Annotated in this window: 18 protein-coding genes; 10 read left to right on the plus strand and 8 right to left on the minus strand. The window is 72.6% G+C overall.

All coding sequences use genetic code 11. The features are described from left to right. Positions 1 to 18: 18 nt before the first annotated feature. A complete protein-coding gene (locus ACWEBX_RS20240) occupies positions 19 to 771 on the minus strand; it encodes an isocitrate lyase/PEP mutase family protein (protein WP_451886211.1) in 753 nt (250 codons plus the stop codon). Further along, positions 768 to 1,331: a carboxymuconolactone decarboxylase family protein gene (locus ACWEBX_RS20245; protein ID WP_451886212.1), complete on the minus strand. Its 564-nt coding sequence runs from the start codon at positions 1,329 to 1,331 to the stop codon at positions 768 to 770. The genes ACWEBX_RS20240 and ACWEBX_RS20245 overlap by 4 nt, the downstream gene beginning before the upstream one ends. A 47-nt stretch (positions 1,332 to 1,378) precedes the next feature. Here ACWEBX_RS20245 and pdxR point away from each other — a divergent pair, with 47 nt between their 5' ends. Further along, positions 1,379 to 2,770 carry a MocR-like pyridoxine biosynthesis transcription factor PdxR gene (gene pdxR, locus ACWEBX_RS20250; protein ID WP_451886213.1) on the plus strand — a complete coding sequence of 464 codons (1,392 nt, stop codon included), beginning with the start codon at positions 1,379 to 1,381 and terminating at the stop codon, positions 2,768 to 2,770. A 51-nt stretch (positions 2,771 to 2,821) separates the two neighbouring features. Here the strand turns inward: pdxR and ACWEBX_RS20255 are convergent, their stop codons facing one another. After that, positions 2,822 to 3,676, minus strand: a complete 855-nt coding sequence (locus tag ACWEBX_RS20255) for a DMT family protein (protein ID WP_384793516.1) — start codon at positions 3,674 to 3,676, stop codon at positions 2,822 to 2,824. A gap of 132 nt (positions 3,677 to 3,808) precedes the next feature. Here ACWEBX_RS20255 and ACWEBX_RS20260 point away from each other — a divergent pair, with 132 nt between their 5' ends. Both ACWEBX_RS20260 and ACWEBX_RS20265 read left to right on the plus strand, forming a co-directional pair. Further along, entirely contained in the window at positions 3,809 to 4,153 is a 345-nt protein-coding gene (locus ACWEBX_RS20260; RefSeq protein ID WP_451886214.1) for a hypothetical protein, read from the plus strand. Positions 4,154 to 4,225: 72 nt separating this feature from the next. Beyond that, positions 4,226 to 5,410, plus strand: coding sequence for a glutathionylspermidine synthase family protein (locus ACWEBX_RS20265; RefSeq protein ID WP_451886215.1), 1,185 nt, complete (start codon positions 4,226 to 4,228; stop codon positions 5,408 to 5,410). A gap of 58 nt (positions 5,411 to 5,468) precedes the next feature. Here the strand turns inward: ACWEBX_RS20265 and rocD are convergent, their stop codons facing one another. Continuing rightward, positions 5,469 to 6,683 carry an ornithine--oxo-acid transaminase gene (gene rocD / locus ACWEBX_RS20270; RefSeq protein ID WP_451886247.1) on the minus strand — a complete coding sequence of 405 codons (1,215 nt, stop codon included), beginning with the start codon at positions 6,681 to 6,683 and terminating at the stop codon, positions 5,469 to 5,471. A 405-nt stretch (positions 6,684 to 7,088) separates the two neighbouring features. On the opposite strand from rocD, the gene ACWEBX_RS20275 reads away from it, so the two are divergent. Beyond that, positions 7,089 to 8,534: a glycine hydroxymethyltransferase gene (locus ACWEBX_RS20275; RefSeq protein ID WP_451886216.1), complete on the plus strand. Its 1,446-nt coding sequence runs from the start codon at positions 7,089 to 7,091 to the stop codon at positions 8,532 to 8,534. A gap of 53 nt (positions 8,535 to 8,587) precedes the next feature. On the opposite strand, the gene ACWEBX_RS20280 is transcribed toward ACWEBX_RS20275, so the two are convergent. Then, a complete protein-coding gene (locus tag ACWEBX_RS20280) occupies positions 8,588 to 9,301 on the minus strand; it encodes a hypothetical protein (protein WP_451886217.1) in 714 nt (237 codons plus the stop codon). A 387-nt stretch (positions 9,302 to 9,688) separates the two neighbouring features. On the opposite strand from ACWEBX_RS20280, the gene trpS reads away from it, so the two are divergent. Together trpS and ACWEBX_RS20290 are read left to right on the plus strand one after the other, a co-directional pair. Continuing rightward, positions 9,689 to 10,702, plus strand: a complete 1,014-nt coding sequence (gene trpS, locus ACWEBX_RS20285) for a tryptophan--tRNA ligase (RefSeq protein ID WP_451886218.1) — start codon at positions 9,689 to 9,691, stop codon at positions 10,700 to 10,702. A gap of 225 nt (positions 10,703 to 10,927) precedes the next feature. After that, positions 10,928 to 11,509 (plus strand): 2'-5' RNA ligase family protein, encoded by a 582-nt coding sequence (locus ACWEBX_RS20290; protein WP_451886219.1) that lies wholly within the window; start codon positions 10,928 to 10,930, stop codon positions 11,507 to 11,509. Between the two features lie 12 nt (positions 11,510 to 11,521). Here the strand turns inward: ACWEBX_RS20290 and ACWEBX_RS20295 are convergent, their stop codons facing one another. Next, positions 11,522 to 12,277 carry a decaprenylphospho-beta-D-erythro-pentofuranosid-2-ulose 2-reductase gene (locus ACWEBX_RS20295; RefSeq protein ID WP_451886220.1) on the minus strand — a complete coding sequence of 252 codons (756 nt, stop codon included), beginning with the start codon at positions 12,275 to 12,277 and terminating at the stop codon, positions 11,522 to 11,524. Positions 12,278 to 12,433: 156 nt separating this feature from the next. After that, positions 12,434 to 13,783, minus strand: coding sequence for an FAD-binding protein (locus ACWEBX_RS20300; protein WP_451886221.1), 1,350 nt, complete (start codon positions 13,781 to 13,783; stop codon positions 12,434 to 12,436). A 169-nt stretch (positions 13,784 to 13,952) separates the two neighbouring features. On the opposite strand from ACWEBX_RS20300, the gene ACWEBX_RS20305 reads away from it, so the two are divergent. From ACWEBX_RS20305 to ACWEBX_RS20320, 4 genes are all read left to right on the plus strand, one after another. Next, a complete protein-coding gene (locus tag ACWEBX_RS20305; protein WP_451886248.1) occupies positions 13,953 to 14,483 on the plus strand; it encodes a phosphatase PAP2 family protein in 531 nt (176 codons plus the stop codon). Then, positions 14,476 to 15,420 (plus strand): decaprenyl-phosphate phosphoribosyltransferase, encoded by a 945-nt coding sequence (locus ACWEBX_RS20310; RefSeq protein ID WP_451886222.1) that lies wholly within the window; start codon positions 14,476 to 14,478, stop codon positions 15,418 to 15,420. The genes ACWEBX_RS20305 and ACWEBX_RS20310 overlap by 8 nt, the downstream gene beginning before the upstream one ends. Before the next feature lie 95 nt (positions 15,421 to 15,515). Further along, entirely contained in the window at positions 15,516 to 15,968 is a 453-nt protein-coding gene (locus ACWEBX_RS20315) for a GtrA family protein (RefSeq protein ID WP_451886249.1), read from the plus strand. Beyond that, on the plus strand, positions 15,956 to 16,990 hold the full coding sequence (locus ACWEBX_RS20320; protein WP_451886223.1) for a YihY/virulence factor BrkB family protein: 1,035 nt from the start codon (positions 15,956 to 15,958) through the stop codon (positions 16,988 to 16,990). Before ACWEBX_RS20315 ends, ACWEBX_RS20320 begins: the two co-directional genes overlap by 13 nt. On the opposite strand, the gene ACWEBX_RS20325 is transcribed toward ACWEBX_RS20320, so the two are convergent. Next, positions 16,944 to 18,266, minus strand: coding sequence for a D-alanyl-D-alanine carboxypeptidase family protein (locus tag ACWEBX_RS20325; RefSeq protein ID WP_451886224.1), 1,323 nt, complete (start codon positions 18,264 to 18,266; stop codon positions 16,944 to 16,946). The two genes, ACWEBX_RS20320 and ACWEBX_RS20325, sit on opposite strands and share 47 nt — an antisense overlap. Between the last annotated feature and the right edge of the window lie 15 nt (positions 18,267 to 18,281).

The raw sequence follows: 18,281 nt of genomic DNA on the forward strand, positions 1-18,281 counted from the left end.
GCCCCCCGCCGGTAGCGGCTAGCGCAGCTTCGCCGCGATGCCGGCCAGCGCCTCCGTCGCCCGGCGCTGCAGGCCGGGGCCGAACGTGACGCGTGTGGCGCCCAGTTCACCCAGTTCGGCGGGGGACGCCCCGTCGAGGCGGGCGAAAGCGCTCAGGGGCCCCTGGATGCCGGACCGCAGCAGCGGAAGCACCTCGGCCGGAGCCCCGATCGGATACACGCAGTCCGCACCCGCCGCGACGTACAGCGCGGCCCGCCCGATGGCCTGCCCGGGATCCCCGTCCCCGTACGCGAAGACGTCGACACGGGCGTTCATGAACAGCAGGTCGGCCGCCGCGCTCCGCACCTCGGCCAGCCAGTCGGCGTGCCGGGCCGCGTCCTTGAGGACCCCGCCCTCGGAGTCCTCAAGGTTGCAGCCCACAACCCCCGCCTCCAGCAACCGCTCCACCAGCTCCCGGGGCGCCAGCCCGTAGCCGCCCTCGACGTCCGCCGACACCGGCACGTCGACCGCCCGGGCGATCCGGGCGACGGCGGCGAACATCTCCGCGGCGGGTGTCTCCCCGTCCGCGTACCCCAGCGACGCGGCCACGCCGGCGCTGGGCGTGGCGAGCGCGGGGAACCCCTCGTCCGCGAACACCCGGGCGCTCGCCGCGTCCCAGGGCCCGGGCAGCACCAGCGGGTCGCCCGGCACGCGTCCGTGGTGCAGCGCCCGGAACCGCTCGGCCCCGTCCGGCGCCGCGTGCTCCCCGCCCACGGCCGGCCGGGTCGTCACTTGTGCCCGCCCGGCCGGTAGTGGCCCGGCACCATGCGGCAGGTCACGGCGAACCGGTTCCAGGCGTTGATCATCGTGATCGAGGCGATGAGCTGGACCAGATCGGCGTCCTCGAAGTGCCGGGCCGCGCGCTCGTACACCTCGTCCGGGACGAAACCGTCCGTGATGACCGTGACGGCCTCGGTCAGCTCGATCGCCGCGATCTCCTTCTCCGTGTAGAAGTGCCGCGACTCCTCCCACGCGCCGAGCTGGATGATCCGCTCCACGCTCTCGCCCGCCGCGAGCGCGTCCTTGGTGTGCATGTCCAGGCAGAACGCGCAGTGGTTGAGCTGCGAGGCGCGGATCTTCACCAGTTCGAGGAGCGTGGGGTCCACCCCGCGCCGGGCCGCCGCGTCGAGCCTGACCATCGCCTTGTAGACGTCGGGGGCGAGCTCGGCCCAGGGCAGCCGGGGGGAGTGCTCGGGTGCGTACGGTGCGGTCCCGGCGGGGGCCGGGAGGGAGGAGCCGGCGGGGGGCGTGGGGGTCGTGGTGGGCTGCGTGGTCGTGTCCTGCGTCGTCATGCGATCGACCCTACGAGGGGAGTAGCCCAGGAGTATGGTCCATTCCCATGGGGAAAACATGGGCCACTCTGGGTGTCGACCTCCATGTCGAGCCGACTGGGTCCGGCATCCGCAGGGGGCTGACGGAGGCGCTGCGCGAGGCCGTCCGGGGCGGCCGGCTGGCCCCCGGGACCCGGCTCCCGTCCTCCCGCTCCCTCGCCGCCGACCTGGGCATCGCCCGCAACACGGTCGCCGAGTCCTACGCCGACCTCGTCGCCGAGGGCTGGCTCACCGCACGCCAGGGCTCGGGCACACGCGTCGCCGAGCGGAGCGTCGTACGACCGGGGCCGCAGGCCGCGCCGCGCCGCCGCGAGCAGACCCGTCCCGCCTACGACCTCGTCCCCGGCCGCCCCGACCTCGCGTCCTTCCCGCGCGCCGCCTGGCTCAAGGCGGCCCGCCGCGCCCTGGCCGGCGCCCCGCACGAGGCCCTCGGCTACGGCGATCCGCGCGGCCGCCCCGAACTGCGCACCGCCCTCGCGGGTTATCTCTCCCGCGCCCGGGGCGTCCGCGCCGACCCGGAGCGCATCGTGGTCTGTTCCGGCTTCTCGGACGGCCTCACACTGCTCGGCGCGATCCTGCGGCGGCGGGGGCTCCGCTCGATCGCCGTGGAGTCGTACGGGCTCGACGTGCACTGGAACCTCCTGCACCGGTCGGGCCTGCGCACGACCCCCCTGCCGTTCGACGAACTCGGCACCGACACACGGGACATGGCGGGCGTGCGGGCCGCACTCCTCACCCCCGCCCACCAGTTCCCGATGGGCCTGCCCCTGCACCCGGACCGACGGGCCGCCGTCGTCGCCTGGGCGCGCCGTACCGGCGGCCTCGTCCTGGACGACGACTACGACGGCGAGTTCCGCTACGACCGGCAGCCCGTCGGCGCGTTGCAGGGCCTCGACCCCGAGCACGTGGTCCATCTGGGCACCGCCAGCAAGTCCCTGGCACCCGCGCTGCGCCTCGGCTGGCTCGTGCTGCCGCCGTCGCTCGTGGACGAGGTCGTCTCCCTGAAGGGGGAGGGCGGCTGGTCCACCGGGGTCCTTGACCAGCTCACCCTGGCGGAGTTCATCACCTCCGGCGCCTACGACCGGCACGTCCGTTCCGCCCGGCTGCGCTACCGGCGCCGCCGGGACGCCCTCGTCGCGGCGCTCGCCACCCGTGCGCCCGACGTGCACGCCACCGGCATCGCGGCCGGGCTGCACGCCGTGCTCCGGCTCCCGCCGGGCACCGAGGGGTCCGTGGTCCAGGCCGCCGCCTTCCAGGGCCTGGCCGTGCACGGCCTCGCCCACCACCGCCATCCGGACGCGCTCGTCCCGCACCGGGACGCGCTGGTCGTCGGTTACGGCACCCCGCCGGACCACGCCTGGTCGGGCGCCCTGGACGCACTGTGCCGGGCGCTTCCCTGAAGGGGCCGTGCGCTCGAACGGGTTCACCGGAGCGCACGGCGGCCACGAGGTTCACGAGGACGCCGGCGCGGACGGCTCCTTGGCCGGTGCCTCGCCGAACCGCGCCAGCGCCAGAGCCCCCGCCACCGCCACCGCGAAGCCGAGAACCGCCAGCCAGGTCAGCCCCTCGCGGGTGCGGTCGCCCAGCCACACCACGCCGACCAGCGCGGGCCCGATGGTCTCCCCGATGACCAGACCGGCGGTGGCCGTGGTCACCGAACCCCGTTCCAGGGCCGTGGTGAGCAGCAGGAACGCGGCGCCGCCACCGATCAGCAGCGCGTACGTCGCCGGATTGGCCAGGAGCGTCCCCGGATCGAGGTCGGCGATCAGCCGTACCGCCACCTCGACCACGCCGAACCCGAACCCCGACCCGAGGCCCAGCGCGAGCGCCCGCCCCCGGTCGGGCAGCCGTCCGCCGACGAGCGCCAGCAGCAGGACGGCGACGGACGTCCCGAGCATCGCGTACTTCAGTGCCAGGGACCCCGTCCGGTCCCCCTCCGGCCCGGAGGCCAGCCCCAGCATCGCGAGTCCGCCGCACACCACCGCCACCGCGGCCCACTCGACCCGGCTCAGCCGTACATGGAGCAGCCGCGAGGCGACCACGGCGGTGACGGCCAGGCTCGCCGCGAGGGCCGCGCCGACCGCGTAGATCGGAAGCGACCGCAGCGCGAGGATCTGCAGCACGAATCCGACCCCGTCGAGGCCCAGTCCCGCCAGGTAGCGCCACTGGCGCAGCGCCCGCAGCAGCAGGACGGCCGCGCCGCCGGCGCCGCCGCCCGTCCCGCCCTCGCCCGCGGCCCGTGCCGCCATGGCCTGCAGAACCGTCGCCGTACCGAAACAGACCGAGGCGCCGAGGGCGCAGATCATTCCAAAGAGCACGAAGCGACTGTAGGGGACGCCGCGTTGCCCGGGGCCGTCGTGGACTCGCCGTGTGCGGGATCTCTAATCTGTCCTCTTCGATCAGAAAACGAACCACAGAGAACAAACGGGGGAACGAACATGGCAAACATACGACGTCAACTGCGCTCGGGCACGGTCGTCCTCGGCGGCATGGGACTTCTCGCGGCGACGCTCACCGCCTGCTCCTCGGACCCCGACAAGCGCTGCGTCGACCGCGACAGCTACCGCGCGGCCAAGGGCTACGAGGTCGTCGCGGACAAGTACTGCACGTCCTCCTCGGGTTCGTACCACACCGGCTGGTACTACGGCGGCAGCAAGAAGAGCAGTCGGGTCGAGGGCGGCTCCTTCGTCAAGCCCAAGGGCTCCGGCGGCTCCGGGGGCTCGGGCGGCAGCGGCGTCCACCGCGGCGGTTTCGGCGGCGGCAAGGGCAGCTCCGGCGGCTGATCCGCGCCCGCCCGCCGGAGCGAGAGCTCCGGCACCCGACCCACCCGCCGAGACGGAGAACCCACACACCCCATGGAACGCCGCACCATCACCCCCCGTCCCGGCTGGCAGCAGACCGTCGAGCGGCAGGGGCTGATCTACCCGCTCACCCGTCACCCCGACGACTCCCTGCGTCCGTACTGGGACGAGAGCGCCTACTACGCCTTCTCGCTGCCCGAGGTGGAGGCGCTGGAGGAGGCTGTCGAGGAACTGCACACCATGTGCCTGACGGCGGCCGGCCACATCGTCGAGCGGGGACGCTTCGCCGACCTCGGCATCGACGATCCCCGGGTCGCGGCGGCCGTCGCCGAGGCCTGGCACCGGCGCGCCGAACTCCCTTCGGTCTACGGCCGCTTCGACCTCCGCTACGACGGAACGGGCCCGGCGAAGCTCCTGGAGTACAACGCCGACACGCCGACCTCACTGGTGGAGGCCGCGAGCCCGCAGTGGTTCTGGATGGAGGACCGCTTCCCCGGCGCCGACCAGTGGAACTCCCTCCACGAACGCCTCGTCGCGGCCTGGAAGAAGCAGGGCGCGCTCCTGCCGCCGGGCGGCCCGCTCTACTTCGCGCACTCCGCCGAGGACGAACTCGGCGAGGACCTGATGACGGTCGCCTACCTGAAGGAGACCGCGGAGCAGGCGGGACTCGACACGGACTGGATCTCCATGGAGGAGATCGGCTGGGACCCGCTCTCCGGCCGCTTCGTCGACAACCGGCTCGCGTTCATCCGGAGCTGCTTCAAGCTCTATCCCTGGGAGTGGCTGACCTCCGACGCGTTCGCCGACCATGTCCTGGACACCCTCGACAACGGCGGCGGCACCGGTACGACCCTGTGGATCGAGCCCGCCTGGAAGATGCTCCTCTCCAACAAGGCGCTCCTCGCCGTCCTCTGGGAGCTCTACCCGGACCATCCGAACCTGCTCCCCGCCTACCTCGACGGCCCCCGCGAGCTGGCCCGCACGAACGGCTACGTCGCCAAGGCCCTGCTCGGCCGCGAGGGCGCCGGGGTGACGATCCACGAACCCGGCGCCGCGCCCGTCGTACGCGAAGAGGCCTGCTGCTACCAGGAGCTGGCGCCGCTCCCGGACTTCGACGGCAACCGTGTCGTCCTCGGCGCCTGGGTCGTCGAGGACGAGTCGGCGGGCCTCGGCATCCGGGAGTCCTCCGGCCTGATCACGGACGAGTACGCCCGCTTCCTGCCCCACGTGATCCTCTAGGGCGGTTCGCAGGGACCCGGGCCCGGGTCCCTGCGCGGGTCCTCCCGGGCCCGGGTTCCTACGCGCCGAGTACGGCCCGGAGCTGGGCCAGGCCCCAGTCCAGGTCCTCCTCGGTGATGACCAGAGGCGGGGCGATCCGGACGGTGACGCCGTGGGTGTCCTTGACGAGGACGCCCCGCTCCATCAGCCTCTCCGAGATCTCCCGGCCCGTGCCATGGGCGGGGGCGATGTCGACGCCCGCCCACAGACCGCGCCCGCGCACCGCCGTGACATGACCGGAGTCCTTCAACAGGCCCAGTTCACGGTGCAGCCGCTCGCCGAGCGTGGTCGCCCGCCGCTGGTACTCGCCCGACCGCAGCATCGCGATCACCTCCAGCGCCACCGCGCACGCCAGCGGATTCCCGCCGAAGGTCGACCCGTGCTCCCCTGGCCGGAACACCCCGAGCACCTCCGCGCTCGACACCACCGCCGACACCGGTACGACCCCGCCGCCGAGCGCCTTCCCGAGGACGTACATGTCCGGCACCACGCCCTCGTGCTCGCACGCGAACGTACGGCCGGTCCGTCCCAGACCCGACTGGATCTCGTCCGCGACGAACAGCACGTTCCGCTCCCGCGTCAGCTCCCGCACGGCCGGCAGATATCCGGCCGGCGGCACCAGCACCCCCGCCTCGCCCTGGATCGGTTCCAGCAGCACGGCCACCGTGTTCTCCGTGACCGCCGCCCGCAGGGCCGTCAGGTCCCCGTACGGCACGATCTCGAAGCCCGGTGTGTACGGGCCGAAGTCCGCCCGGGCCTCCGGGTCCGTCGAGAAGCTGATGACCGTCGTCGTACGCCCGTGGAAGTTGTTGCCCGCGACCACGATCTTCGCCATCTCGGCCGGGACGCCCTTGACCCGGTACCCCCACTTTCTGGCCGTCTTCACCGCCGTCTCCACCGCCTCCGCGCCGGTGTTCATCGGCAGCACCATCTCCATGCCGCACAGTTCGGCCAGTTCCCGGCAGAAGTCCGCGAACCGGTCGTGGTGGAACGCCCGCGACGTCAGCGTCACCCGGTCCAGTTGCGCCTTGGCCGCCTCGATCAGCCGCCGGTTGCCGTGGCCGAAATTCAGCGCCGAGTATCCGGCCAGCATGTCGAGGAAGCGGCGCCCCTCGACGTCCGTCATCCAGGCCCCGTCCGCCGTCGCCACGACGACGGGCAGCGGGTGGTAGTTGTGCGCGCTGTGCGCGTCGGCCGAGGCGATGAACGCCTCCGTCGTCTCCCTGGCATCCATGGTGGTCACGGGATCTCCGTTCTCTGTCGAGCGGCACGGGGGAGAGGCGCGGTCCCTTCCGGCGTGCCGCACGGCGCGTTCTCCCCGGGCCCGGACGCGTGGCGTCCGCGCGGGGGCGGGTTTCTGGCCTATTTCCTATCGTCGCTCGCATGGTGGAACGGGGACCCCCGTGATCCGGCGCGCCCGGTAGTCTGACCGGCGGGGCCGTGACTGGCGCGCTGGGATGGGACCGACCATCGGGGAGCGGCACCCGCGCTGAGGCTTTCCCGGGGCGATCCCGGACCTCCGGACGGAGCGGCAGGCCGCCTGGAGGAGCCCGGAGTGTCCGGGCGAGGAGTCGTGGCAACCGAGTGCCGTGCGCCTGGGCCGACCCGTGAACGCTGAACGCAACGTCCGGAGGCCGTCATGCCAGAGCCCCTTTCCACCGAGTCCACCGCCTTCCGCAGCGCCCTCGACGTGATCCGGGCCGTGGAGCCCCGCGTCGCCGACGCCATCGGCCAGGAGATCGCCGACCAGCGCGACATGCTCAAACTGATCGCGTCCGAGAACTACGCCTCCCCGGCCACCCTCCTGGCCATGGGCAACTGGTTCAGCGACAAGTACGCCGAGGGCACCGTCGGGCGCCGCTTCTACGCCGGCTGCCGCAACGTCGACACCGTCGAGGCCCTCGCCGCCGAGCACGCCCGCGAACTCTTCGGCGCCGAGCACGCCTACGCCCAGCCGCACTCCGGCATCGACGCGAACCTCGTCGCCTTCTGGGCCGTCCTCGCCGCCCGCGTGGAGGCCCCGGCCCTCGCCCAGGCCGGCGTCCGCAACGTCAACGACCTCTCCGAGGCCGACTGGGCCGAACTGCGCCAGGCCTTCGGCAACCAGCGCATGCTCGGCATGTCCCTGGACGCCGGCGGCCACCTCACCCACGGCTTCAGGCCCAACATCAGCGGCAAGATGTTCGACCAGCGCTCGTACGGCACCGACCCCGCCACCGGCCTCATCGACTACGAGGCCCTGCGCGTCTCCGCCCGCGAGTTCAAGCCGCTCATCATCGTCGCCGGATACTCCGCCTACCCCCGCCTGGTGAACTTCCGGATCATGCGCGAGATCGCCGACGAGGTCGGCGCCACGCTCATGGTCGACATGGCGCACTTCGCCGGCCTCGTCGCGGGCAAGGTCCTCACCGGCGACTTCGACCCGGTCCCGCACGCCCAGATCGTCACCACCACCACGCACAAGTCGCTCCGCGGCCCGCGCGGCGGCATGGTCCTGTGCGACGAGACCCTCGCCGAACAGGTCGACCGCGGCTGCCCGATGGTGCTCGGCGGCCCGCTGCCCCACGTCATGGCCGCCAAGGCCGTCGCGCTCGCCGAGGCCCGCCGCCCCGAGTTCCGCGACTACGCCCAGGCCGTCGTCGACAACTCCCGTGCCCTGGCCGAGGGGCTGATGCGCCGCGGCGCCACGCTGGTCACCGGCGGCACCGACAACCACCTCAACCTCATCGACGTCGCCACCTCCTACGAACTGACCGGCCGCCAGGCCGAGTCCGCGCTGCTCGACTCGGGCATCGTCACCAACCGCAACGCCATCCCCGCCGACCCGAACGGCGCCTGGTACACCTCCGGCATCCGCATCGGCACCCCCGCGCTGACCACCCGCGGGCTCGGCGCCACCGAGATGGACGAGATCGCCGGTCTGATCGACCGCGTCCTGACCACCACGGAGGCGGGCACCACCGCCAAGGGCGCGCCCTCCAAGGCCCAGCACGTGCTGGACGCGAAGATCTCCGACGAGATCGCCCACCGCGCGAGCGACCTGCTCACCGGCTTCCCGCTCTACCCGGAGATCGACCTGGGCTGACGCACCGCACCGGGGCCGGATCCCTCCGGCCCCGGACCGCGGACCGGCCCGTCCTAGACCTCGACCAGCTCCTGGACCGGCTCCGGCAGCGGTTCGGCGTTCACTCGGCGGGCCGTCGCGCGGCGGACGAACCACGTGGCCCCGGCGCCGAGGGCCAGGCCCGCGGCGAGTCCGGGCAGTGCCCACGCCGCCGGGTCCGGCTCCACCCGGACGGAGGACGCGGCCGCCCCGGAGCCGAACAGTCTTTCCTCCCGCGCGAGCTGGTCGAACACCGAGAGCGGCGCCCGGTGCCAGCGGAAGTCGCCGCCCACCATGTCGGGAGCCAGATCCGACCGCACCCACGGCGCGCCGTCGGCGGTGAGGAACACCTGGTCCTGGCGCTCGATGGCGACGTCACCCCCGGGACCCGTGACCCCCCAGATCACCGTGACCTCAGGACCGGGAAGGTGGCCGTCCGCCCACTCGTCGGGCGTCTTCTTCGGCCCCGTGTACCGGGGTGACAGCAGCCGCCACAGCAGTCCGAAATCCGGATCGCCGCTGTGCAGGGTGGTCGTCCGTCCCGTGTCACCGGCGATGGTCAGGACGATGTCCGGGCTGTCGCCCGAGGGGCGCTGCGCGGCGTTCTCGGCGCTCTCCCGGACCGCCGGTGCGGCCACCGGCCCGCTCGCCGCCGGGCCGGCCAGGGCGGACGGCGCCGCCGACACCACCACCGCGGCGGTCGCCCCCAACGCCCCCACCACCGTGACCAGTCCACGAAGCCCGCGCATGGAACCCCCAACCGGCCGACGCAGAGCCGGCCCGCACACCGTTGTGCCAATTTCTGGGTACGCCGACGGACCCGCCGGGGTTCCCCTCGACGACGACGTCCGAGCAGCGCTCCGCCCTGCCGAATCCGGCTACCTGGGCGGATCGGCATTGTTAAGCGCCCGTGACGCCGAAAGCACCCCCTCCAGGCGGAACGTCACCTCACCGTTGCACTTCCATGACGGTGGGTGTTCGAATCCCGCTCAGGTGAGCGAAATGGTCACCGTCTGTGCCGGTGAGCCGGAGGCTCGGAGGGCGCGGTTCCCGGAACCGCGGCGCCGACGCACCCGAGTCGCATCTCTTTCCGGCCAGTTCCGGAGCGGGCGCCGGTACCTGAGAGAATGGTGAACATGGCCTCTGACAGTCCTCGCGTGCTCTCCGGAATCCAGCCCACGGCAGGCTCGTTCCACCTCGGCAACTACCTCGGCGCCGTCCGTCAGTGGGTGGCGCTCCAGGAGTCCCACGACGCGTTCTACATGGTCGTCGACCTGCACGCGATCACGATTCCGCAGGACCCCGCGGACCTGCGGGCCAACACCCGGCTCGCCGCGGCGCAGCTCCTCGCCGCCGGTCTCGATCCCGAGCGCTGCACGCTGTTCGTCCAGAGCCACGTCCCCGAGCACGCGCAGCTCGCCTGGGTCATGAACTGCCTCACCGGCTTCGGCGAGGCCTCCCGCATGACCCAGTTCAAGGACAAGTCCGCCAAGCAGGGCGCCGACCGCGCGAGCGTCGGCCTCTTCACGTACCCGGTCCTCCAGGTGGCGGACATCCTGCTGTACCAGGCCCACGAGGTCCCGGTCGGCGAGGACCAGCGCCAGCACATCGAGCTGACGCGTGACCTCGCCGAGCGCTTCAACGGCCGCTTCGGCGACACGTTCAGGATTCCGAAGCCGTACATCCTCAAGGAGACGGCGAAGATCTTCGATCTCCAGGACCCGTCGATCAAGATGAGCAAGTCGGCGTCGACGCCGAAGGGGCTCATCAACCTGCTCGACGACCCGAAGGTGACCGCCAAGAAGGTCAAGAGCGCCGTCACGGACACGGACACCGTCATCCGGTACGACACGGAGGACAAGCCGGGCATCAGCAATCTCCTCACCATCTACTCCACCCTCACCGGCACGTCGATCGCCGCGCTGGAGCAGGAGTACGAGGGCAAGATGTACGGCGCGCTCAAGACGGACCTCGCCCAGGTCATGGTCGACTTCGTGACGCCGTTCCGGGAGCGCACCCAGCAGTATCTGGACGACCCCGAGACGCTCGACTCGATCCTGGCCAAGGGTGCGGAGAAGGCGCGCGCCGTCGCCGCGGAGACGCTCTCGCAGGCGTACGAGCGGGTCGGATTCCTGCCCGCCAAGCACTGACGGCCGAGGCCGCCGCCGAAGGCGGGGCCGTGCCCCGGCCCCGCGCGGCACGGCCCGTACCACACCACCTTCGGCAGTCAGTACGAGACGAGCGCGACACTCTTACGACGGCCGATTGCGGGTCATACCGCCGTACAGTCGAGAGCGGGGCGGGCGGAGCGATCGCCCCCTCCCGCGCGCAGCACCACCGAACAGCCCTGACCATCGACAACGACAGGAGACGACGTGGGGACCGTAACGATCGGCGTGTCGATCGCGGTCCCGGAGCCTCACGGCAGCCTGCTCCAGGAGCGGCGCGCGGGCTTCGGCGACCCCGCGGCTTGCTGCATTCCCACGCACGTCACCCTGCTGCCGCCGACCGAGGTCGAGGAATCAGCGCTGCCCGCGATCGAGACGCACCTCGTCGAGGTCGCGGCCGCCGGGCGCCCGTTCCCGATGCGGCTGTCCGGCACGGGCACCTTCCGCCCCCTGTCACCGGTCGTGTACGTCCGCGTCGCCGAGGGCGCCGAGGCCTGCACCTGGCTCCAGAAGCAGGTCCGGGATGCCTCGGGCCCCGTCGCCCGCGAGCTGCAGTTCCCGTACCACCCGCACGTCACCGTGGCGCACGGCATCGACGAAGCGGCCATGGACCGTGCCTTCGAGGCGCTCTCCGACTACGAGGCCGCGTGGCCCTGCGCCGGATTCGCGCTCTACGAGCAGGGCGCCGACGGTGTGTGGCGCAAGCTCCGCGAGTTCGCCTTCGGCAGCGCCGTGGTGCCCCCGCAGGCCACCTCGCCCGAGCGGGACACCACGCTTCCCGCGCTCTGACCGGCGCGTACCTCAGACCGGCAGCCGCCTGAACACCGCTCGCGGCGTGTGCCGCAGTGCCGACATGACCATGCGGAGAGCCCCCGGCACCCACACCGTCTCGGAGCGCCGCCTCAGCCCCAGCTCGATCGCCGCGGCCACCGCCTCCGGAGTGGTCGACAGCGGGACCTCGGGCAGATGGGCCGTCATCCGCGTACGGACGAATCCGGGGCGTACGACCATGACGTGCGCGCCCGTGCCGTGCAGCGCGTCCCCCAGGCCCTGCGCGAAGGCGTCCAGGCCCGCCTTGCTGGAGCCGTAGATGAAGTTCGAGCGGCGGGCGCGTTCGCCCGCGACCGAGGACAGCACCACCAGCGAGCCGTGCCCCTGCGTCTGCAGCGCCCGCGCGCACACCAGACCCGAGGACACCGCGCCTGTGTAGTTCGTCTGCGCGACCCGGACCGCCGCGACCGGCTCCTTCTCGTCCAGGGCCTGGTCGCCGAGCACCCCGAACGCCATCAGGACCATGTCGATGTCGCCCTCGGCGAAGACCTTGCCGAGCACGGCCTCGTGGGACTCGGGATCGAGGGCGTCGAAGGCGAGGGTACGGACGTCCGCGCCGAGTCCGCGCAGCCGCTCGGCCGCCTCCTCCAGGGCGGGCGTCGGCCGTCCGGCGAGCCACACCGTGCGGGTGCGCCGGGTGATCATCCGGCGCGCGGTGGCCAGCGCGATCTCGGACGTGCCGCCGAGAACCAGCAGGGACTGGGGGAATCCGAAGGCGTCCTTCATGACAGCTAGCTCCTAAAGACGGGGAACCGGAGGGGCGTGCGGGGCCGGGCGCTCCGCGGGCCGGGAACGGCGTGGGGCGGGGCCGGGAACGGCGCGGTACAGGCTGGGCCGGGAACGGCGCGGGGCGGGGCTGGGCCGGGAACGGCGCGGGGCGCTCTACAGGCCGAGGCGGCGGGACAGGTCCGAGGTGAAGACGCCCCGCGGGTCCAGCTCCCGGCGCAGCGAACGGAACGCGCCGAGCCGCGGATACATCGCTTCCAGCAGTTCGGGCCGCAGCCGCGCGTCCTTGGCGAGGTACACGCGCCCTCCGGCCTCCGCCACCTCCTCGTCCAGCTCGTCGAGGAAGGCGCCGAGGCCCGGCAGGCCCGCCGGGATGTCCAGGGCCAGGGTCCAGCCGGGCACGGGGAAGGACAGCCAGCCCGGATCGCCCTCTCCGAAGCGCTTCAGCACGGCGAGGAAGGACGGGCAGCGGCGTTCGGAGATGCGCCGCACGATGCGCCGCAGGGTCTCCTCCCGGCCGTGTCCGACGACGAACTGGTACTGCACGAAGCCGCCGCGCCCGTAGACGCGGTTCCAGTGCGGTACCCCGTCGAGGGGGTGGAAGAAGGCCGGGATCGGCTGGAGTTCGCCGGTCCGCGCGCGGGGTGCCTTGCGGTACCAGAGTTCGTTGAAGAGGCCCACGGTCGTCCGCCCGAGGAGCCCTTCCGGTACGAACGAGGGGGCGGCCGGCAGGCGCGACGGGCGGAACGCCAGCGGGTGTCTGCGGGCCCGCGGGGGCAGCGCGTCCAGCGGAGCGTGATCGCCGCGGGTCAGCACCGAGCGTCCGGTCCCCGCCCCGCGGGCGAGGAGGTCGATCCAGGCCACCGAGTAGCGGTACCGGTGGTCGGTGGCGGTGAGGCGGGCCATCAGGTCGTCCAGGTCCACCGTGCGTTCGGTGTCGACGGACATCAGGCCGCTCTCCACCGGCTGGAGGCGGACGGTCGCCGTCAGGATCACCCCGGTCAGGCCCATGCCGCCCGCCGTCGCGTCGAACAGGGGGGTGCCGCGCCCGACCGTCCTGATCTCGCCGTCCGCCGTCAGCAGCTCGAAGGACAGGACGTGACGGGCGAAGGAGCCGGACACGTGGTGGTTCTTGCCGTGGATGTCCGCGCCGATCGCGCCGCCCACGGTCACATAGCGGGTCCCCGGCGTCACGGGCACGAACCAGCCGAGGGGGAGCAGGACCTCCATGAGCCGGTGCAGGGACACCCCCGCGTCGCACAGGACCGTGCCGCCGCCCGCGTCGATGGCGTGGATCCGGTCCAGGCCCGTCATGTCGAGCACCGCCCCGCCCGCGTTCTGCGCGGCGTCGCCGTAGGCCCGTCCGAGCCCCCGGGCGATCCCTCCCCGGGCCCCGCACTCCCGGACGGCGGCCGCCGCCTCCCCGTAGGTGCGCGGACGGACCAGACGGGCGGTGGTCGGAGCGGTGCGGCCCCAACCCGTGACGGAGACGGAGTCGGCAGGCATGACCGTGACCGTAGCGCCGCCGAGGGTGCGCAACGGGGCAATCTGCCCACCGCTCCCGGCTCCTCACCGAAATGGGTGATTAATGGGATGTCGTCCAAGATTGCCGTAGTTCTGCGACCGCTCCCTAGAAGAGTGGCCTCACATGGACGACCTTGACGACCGTGACGAGATGGATCGGCGGCTTGACGGCGTGGACCGTCCACCGGGCGACATGGACCGCCGACTGCTGTCCGTGCTCCACGCGTACGGCGGGAATCCGCACGTCGCGGCCGTCGCGCGCACCCTGTCCCGGAGCGGGGAGCACGGCGCCCTGTGGCTCGCCGCCGGGCTTGCCGGGGCGGCCGCCGACCGCGATCGGCGCGGCGCGTGGCTGCGCGCGACGGCGCTCACCGCCGGCGCGCACCTCGCGAGCATGGGCGTGAAACGGATCGTGCGCCGCCCGCGTCCCACGCACGTGGCGCCCCGGGCGCGCACGGCCGGACGGCACTCCTTCCCCAGCTCCCACGCGGCCTCCGCCACCGCCGCGGCGGTGGCCTACGGCACGCTCGGCGCCTACGCCGTCCCGCCGCTCGCCGCCGCGATGTGCCTCTCGCGCCTCGTCGTGGGCGTCCACTACCCCACGGACGTCGCCGCCGGCGCGGCCCTCGGCGCCGCGGCGGCCGGACTGGGCGCCCGCTGGATCGGGGCCGGCCGTGACTGAGCGCACGGCGCTGCTGGAGCGCACCTCGGCCCCGGCCCCGCCACCGCGGAGCCTGAGCCGGCTGCTGCGCGGCCTCGTCCGGACCGCGCGCCCCCGCCAGTGGGTCAAGAACATGCTCGTCGTGGCCGCCCCGGCCGCCGCCGGCCGGCTCTTCTCGCAGCACGCGGTCGTTCAACTCGCCGTGGTCTTCGTGCTGTTCACGGCCTGCGCCGCCGCCGTGTATCTGATCAACGACGCCCGGGACGCCACCGCCGACCGCGCCCATCCCGTGAAGCGCCACCGCCCGGTGGCCGCGGGCCAGGTCCCCGTCCCGGTCGCGTACGCCGTCGGCGGCACCCTCGTGGTCCTCGCGCCCGCGGCCGCCGCCTGGTTCTGCCCGGCGGCCGTCTGCGCGCTGCTGACCGCGTACCTCGGCATGCAGCTCGCGTACTGCGTGAGCCTCAAGCACGTGCTCGTCGTGGACCTCGTCGTCGTCACGACCGGGTTCCTGATGCGGGCCATGATCGGCGGTCTGGCCCTCGGCATCCCGCTCTCGCGCTGGTTCCTCATCACCACCGGCTTCGGGGCGCTGTTCATGGTCTCGGCGAAGCGCTACTCCGAAGCGGTGCAGATGGCGGGCACAGCGGGAGCCACGCGCGCGCTGCTCACCGAGTACACGACCGGCTACCTGCGTTTCGTCTGGCAGCTCGCCGCCGGGGTCTCCGTCCTCGGCTACTGCCTGTGGGCCCTGGAGGAGGGCGGAGTGCCGAGCACCGGGCTGCTGCCGTGGCGTCAGCTCTCCATGGTCGCCTTCATCCTGGCCGTCCTGCGCTACGCGGTCTTCGCCGACCGGGGCACGGCGGGCGAGCCGGAGGACGTGGTCCTGCGCGACCGTCCGCTCGCCCTCATCGGTCTGGTGTGGCTGGCGATGTACGGACTCGCCGTGGCCAACTGGTGAGCGTGACCGAGGACCGGCCCGGCCCCGCTCTCCTCGCCGGCCACGGCGCGGACTCCGGGGCGCCCGCCGCCTCGGCGTCCGCCGTCGCGGAACGGGTGACGGCCCGCGAGGAGGCCCGCCCGCGGCGGCGGTTCCTGCGGGAGCTCCTCGGCTTCGCGGCGGTCGGGGTCCTCGCCTACGCGGCCGACCTCGGCCTGTTCGTGTGGCTCCGTGGCCCGGCGGGTCTCGACCCTCTGACGGCCAAGGCGGTGTCCTTCCTCGCGGGCTGCTCGGTGGCGTACGTCGGGAACGCGCTCGGCACCTACCGGCACGCGGCGGCGCGGAGCCCGCGGCGGTACCTGATCTTCCTCGCGGTGAACATCGCGGGCGCGCTGATGCAGTTGCTGTGCCTCGCCGTCAGTCACTACGGGCTCGGGTTCACCTCACCGCGCGCGGACATCGTCTCCGGCGCGGGAGTCGGTATGGCGCTGGCCACGGTCCTGCGATTCTGGGGTACCCGGTCACTGGTTTTCCGAGGCGAGGGCAGAGTCGGATCATGGACTGGCTGAAAAAGATTCCCGGCGTGGGACCTTGGGTCGTACGCCTCATGGCGACGCACGCGTGGCGGTCGTACGAGCGGCTCGACCGCGTGAAGTGGACGCGGCTCGCCGCGGCGATGACCTTCATCAGCTTCGTGGCGCTGTTCCCGCTGCTGACCGTGGCCGCGGCGGTCGGTGCCGCCACGCTGAGCGCGCAGCAACAGAAGGACCTCCAGGACAAGCTGGCCGAGCAGGTGCCGGGCATCTCCGACCAGCTAGACATCAACAGCCTCGTGCAGAACGCCGGCACGATCGGGCTCGTCGCGGGCGCTCTGCTGCTGGTCACCGGCATCGGCTGGGTCGGCTCCATGCGGGAGTGCCTGCGCGCGGTCTGGGAGCTGCCCGACAGCGAGGGGAACCCGCTTCTGCGCAAGATCAAGGACGGGGGAGTCCTCGTCGGTCTCGGCGGCGCCGTGCTCCTCACCATCGCCGTCTCCACGCTCGCCTCCACGGCGATGGGCTGGTCCGCGCGGCACGTGGGCCTCGACGAGAACGGCTGGGGGAGCACCCTTCTCCAGGCTGTCGCCTTCGCGGTGGCCGTGCTCGCCGACTTCCTGGTCCTGCTGTACGTGCTGACCCTGCTGCCCGGTGTGGAGCCGCCGCGCCGCCGGCTGATCGTCGCCGCGCTGATCGGCGCCGTCGGGTTCGAGCTGCTCAAGCTGCTGCTCAGCGGCTACATGCGGGGGGTGGCGTCGAAGAGCATGTACGGGGCTTTCGGCGTGCCGATCGCGCTGCTCCTGTGGATCAACTTCACCTCGAAACTGCTCCTGTACTCCGCCGCCTGGACGGCGACGCCCAGCGAGGGCCAGGACCGGGAGGCGGCCGCAGACGGCGAACCGGCGGGCGACGGCGAACCGGCGGGCGACGGCGAACCGGCGGGCCCGGGGGACCGGGGGGACTCGGGGGATCCGAAGAGCGCGACCAAACCGCCCGAGTCCCGGGCGGTCAACGGCGGCGGCGCATCAGGTCCGGCAGCGGCCAGCGGCGGTTGACCAGGAAGACGCCCGCCGCGAGCAGGGCGAGGAAACCGCCCGTCAGACCGAGCGCGATACCGATACCGCTCGAACCGCCCTTCGCCGCCGCGGTGGAGGCCGCCACCGGCTTCGTGGAGCTGTGCGCGGTGCCCGTGCCGGAGCCGGTGCCGGGGCTCGACCCGTCCGACGCGTTCGCGCCCGGCTGGGCCGTGGTGTCCACGCCCTTGGGCGCGACCAGTTCGCCCACCGGCTGGACCTTGTCCGCGGCCTGGAAGCCCCAGTCGAGCAGTTGCGCGGCCTCCTTGTAGACCTCGTTGTGCTCCTTCTTCTCCGGGTTCATGACCGTGACGAGCAGCACCTTGCCGCCGCGCTCGGCGACGCCCGTGAACGTGGCGCCCGCGTTGGTGGTGTTGCCGTTCTTCACACCCGCGATGCCCTGGTACGGGGTGATGTCGCTGTCACCGGACAACAGCCGGTTGGTGTTCCGGATCTCCGAGGACGCGCGGGCGGACGTGCCCTTCTTGTTCCCGGTCGTCTTCCCGGCCGTCGTGCCCGGGAAGGTGGCCCGCACGGTCGAGCAGTACTCCCGGAAGTCCTTCTTCTGGAGCCCCGAACGGGCGAACAGCGTCAGGTCGTAGGCGGACGACACCTGGCCCCTGGCGTCGTAGCCGTCCGGGCTCACCACGTGCGTGTCGAGGGCCTGGAGGTCGTCCGCGTGCGCCTGCATGTCCTTGACCGTCTCGGGGACGCCGCCGTTCATCGCGGACAGCACGTGGACGGCGTCGTTGCCGGACTTCAGGAAGACACCGAGCCACAGGTCGTGGACGGTGTACGTCTGGTTCTCCTTTATGCCCACCACGCTGGAGCCCGCGCCGATGCCCGCCAGCTCGGAGGAGGCCACCTTGTGCGAGGTGCTTCTCGGGAACTTGGGCAGCACCGTGTCGGCGAACAGCATCTTCAGCGTGCTCGCCGGAGGCAGCCGCCAGTGCGCGTTGTGCGCGGCCAGGACGTCGCCGGACTCCGCGTCGGCGACGATCCAGGAACGGGCGGTGATGTCCGGAGGCAGCACGGGGGCGCCGGTGCCGAGGTCCACCTGGTTGCCGGGCCGGCCGAGCCGCTCGCCGCCGAGGCTCGACATGTTCGCCGGGGGCGTGGCCGACGGGGAGGAGGCGGGGCTCGCCGTCGGGCTCGCGTCATCGGTGTCGGCGAACGCGGGCGCGGTGAGGGAAACGGTCAGCAGAGTGGCTGAAGTGATCAGCAAGGATCGTCGAATGGTCTTTTTCGAGGCGGGCACGATCGAGAAAGTACA

It is taken from the genome of Streptomyces sp. NPDC005070 (genome assembly GCF_053600395.1).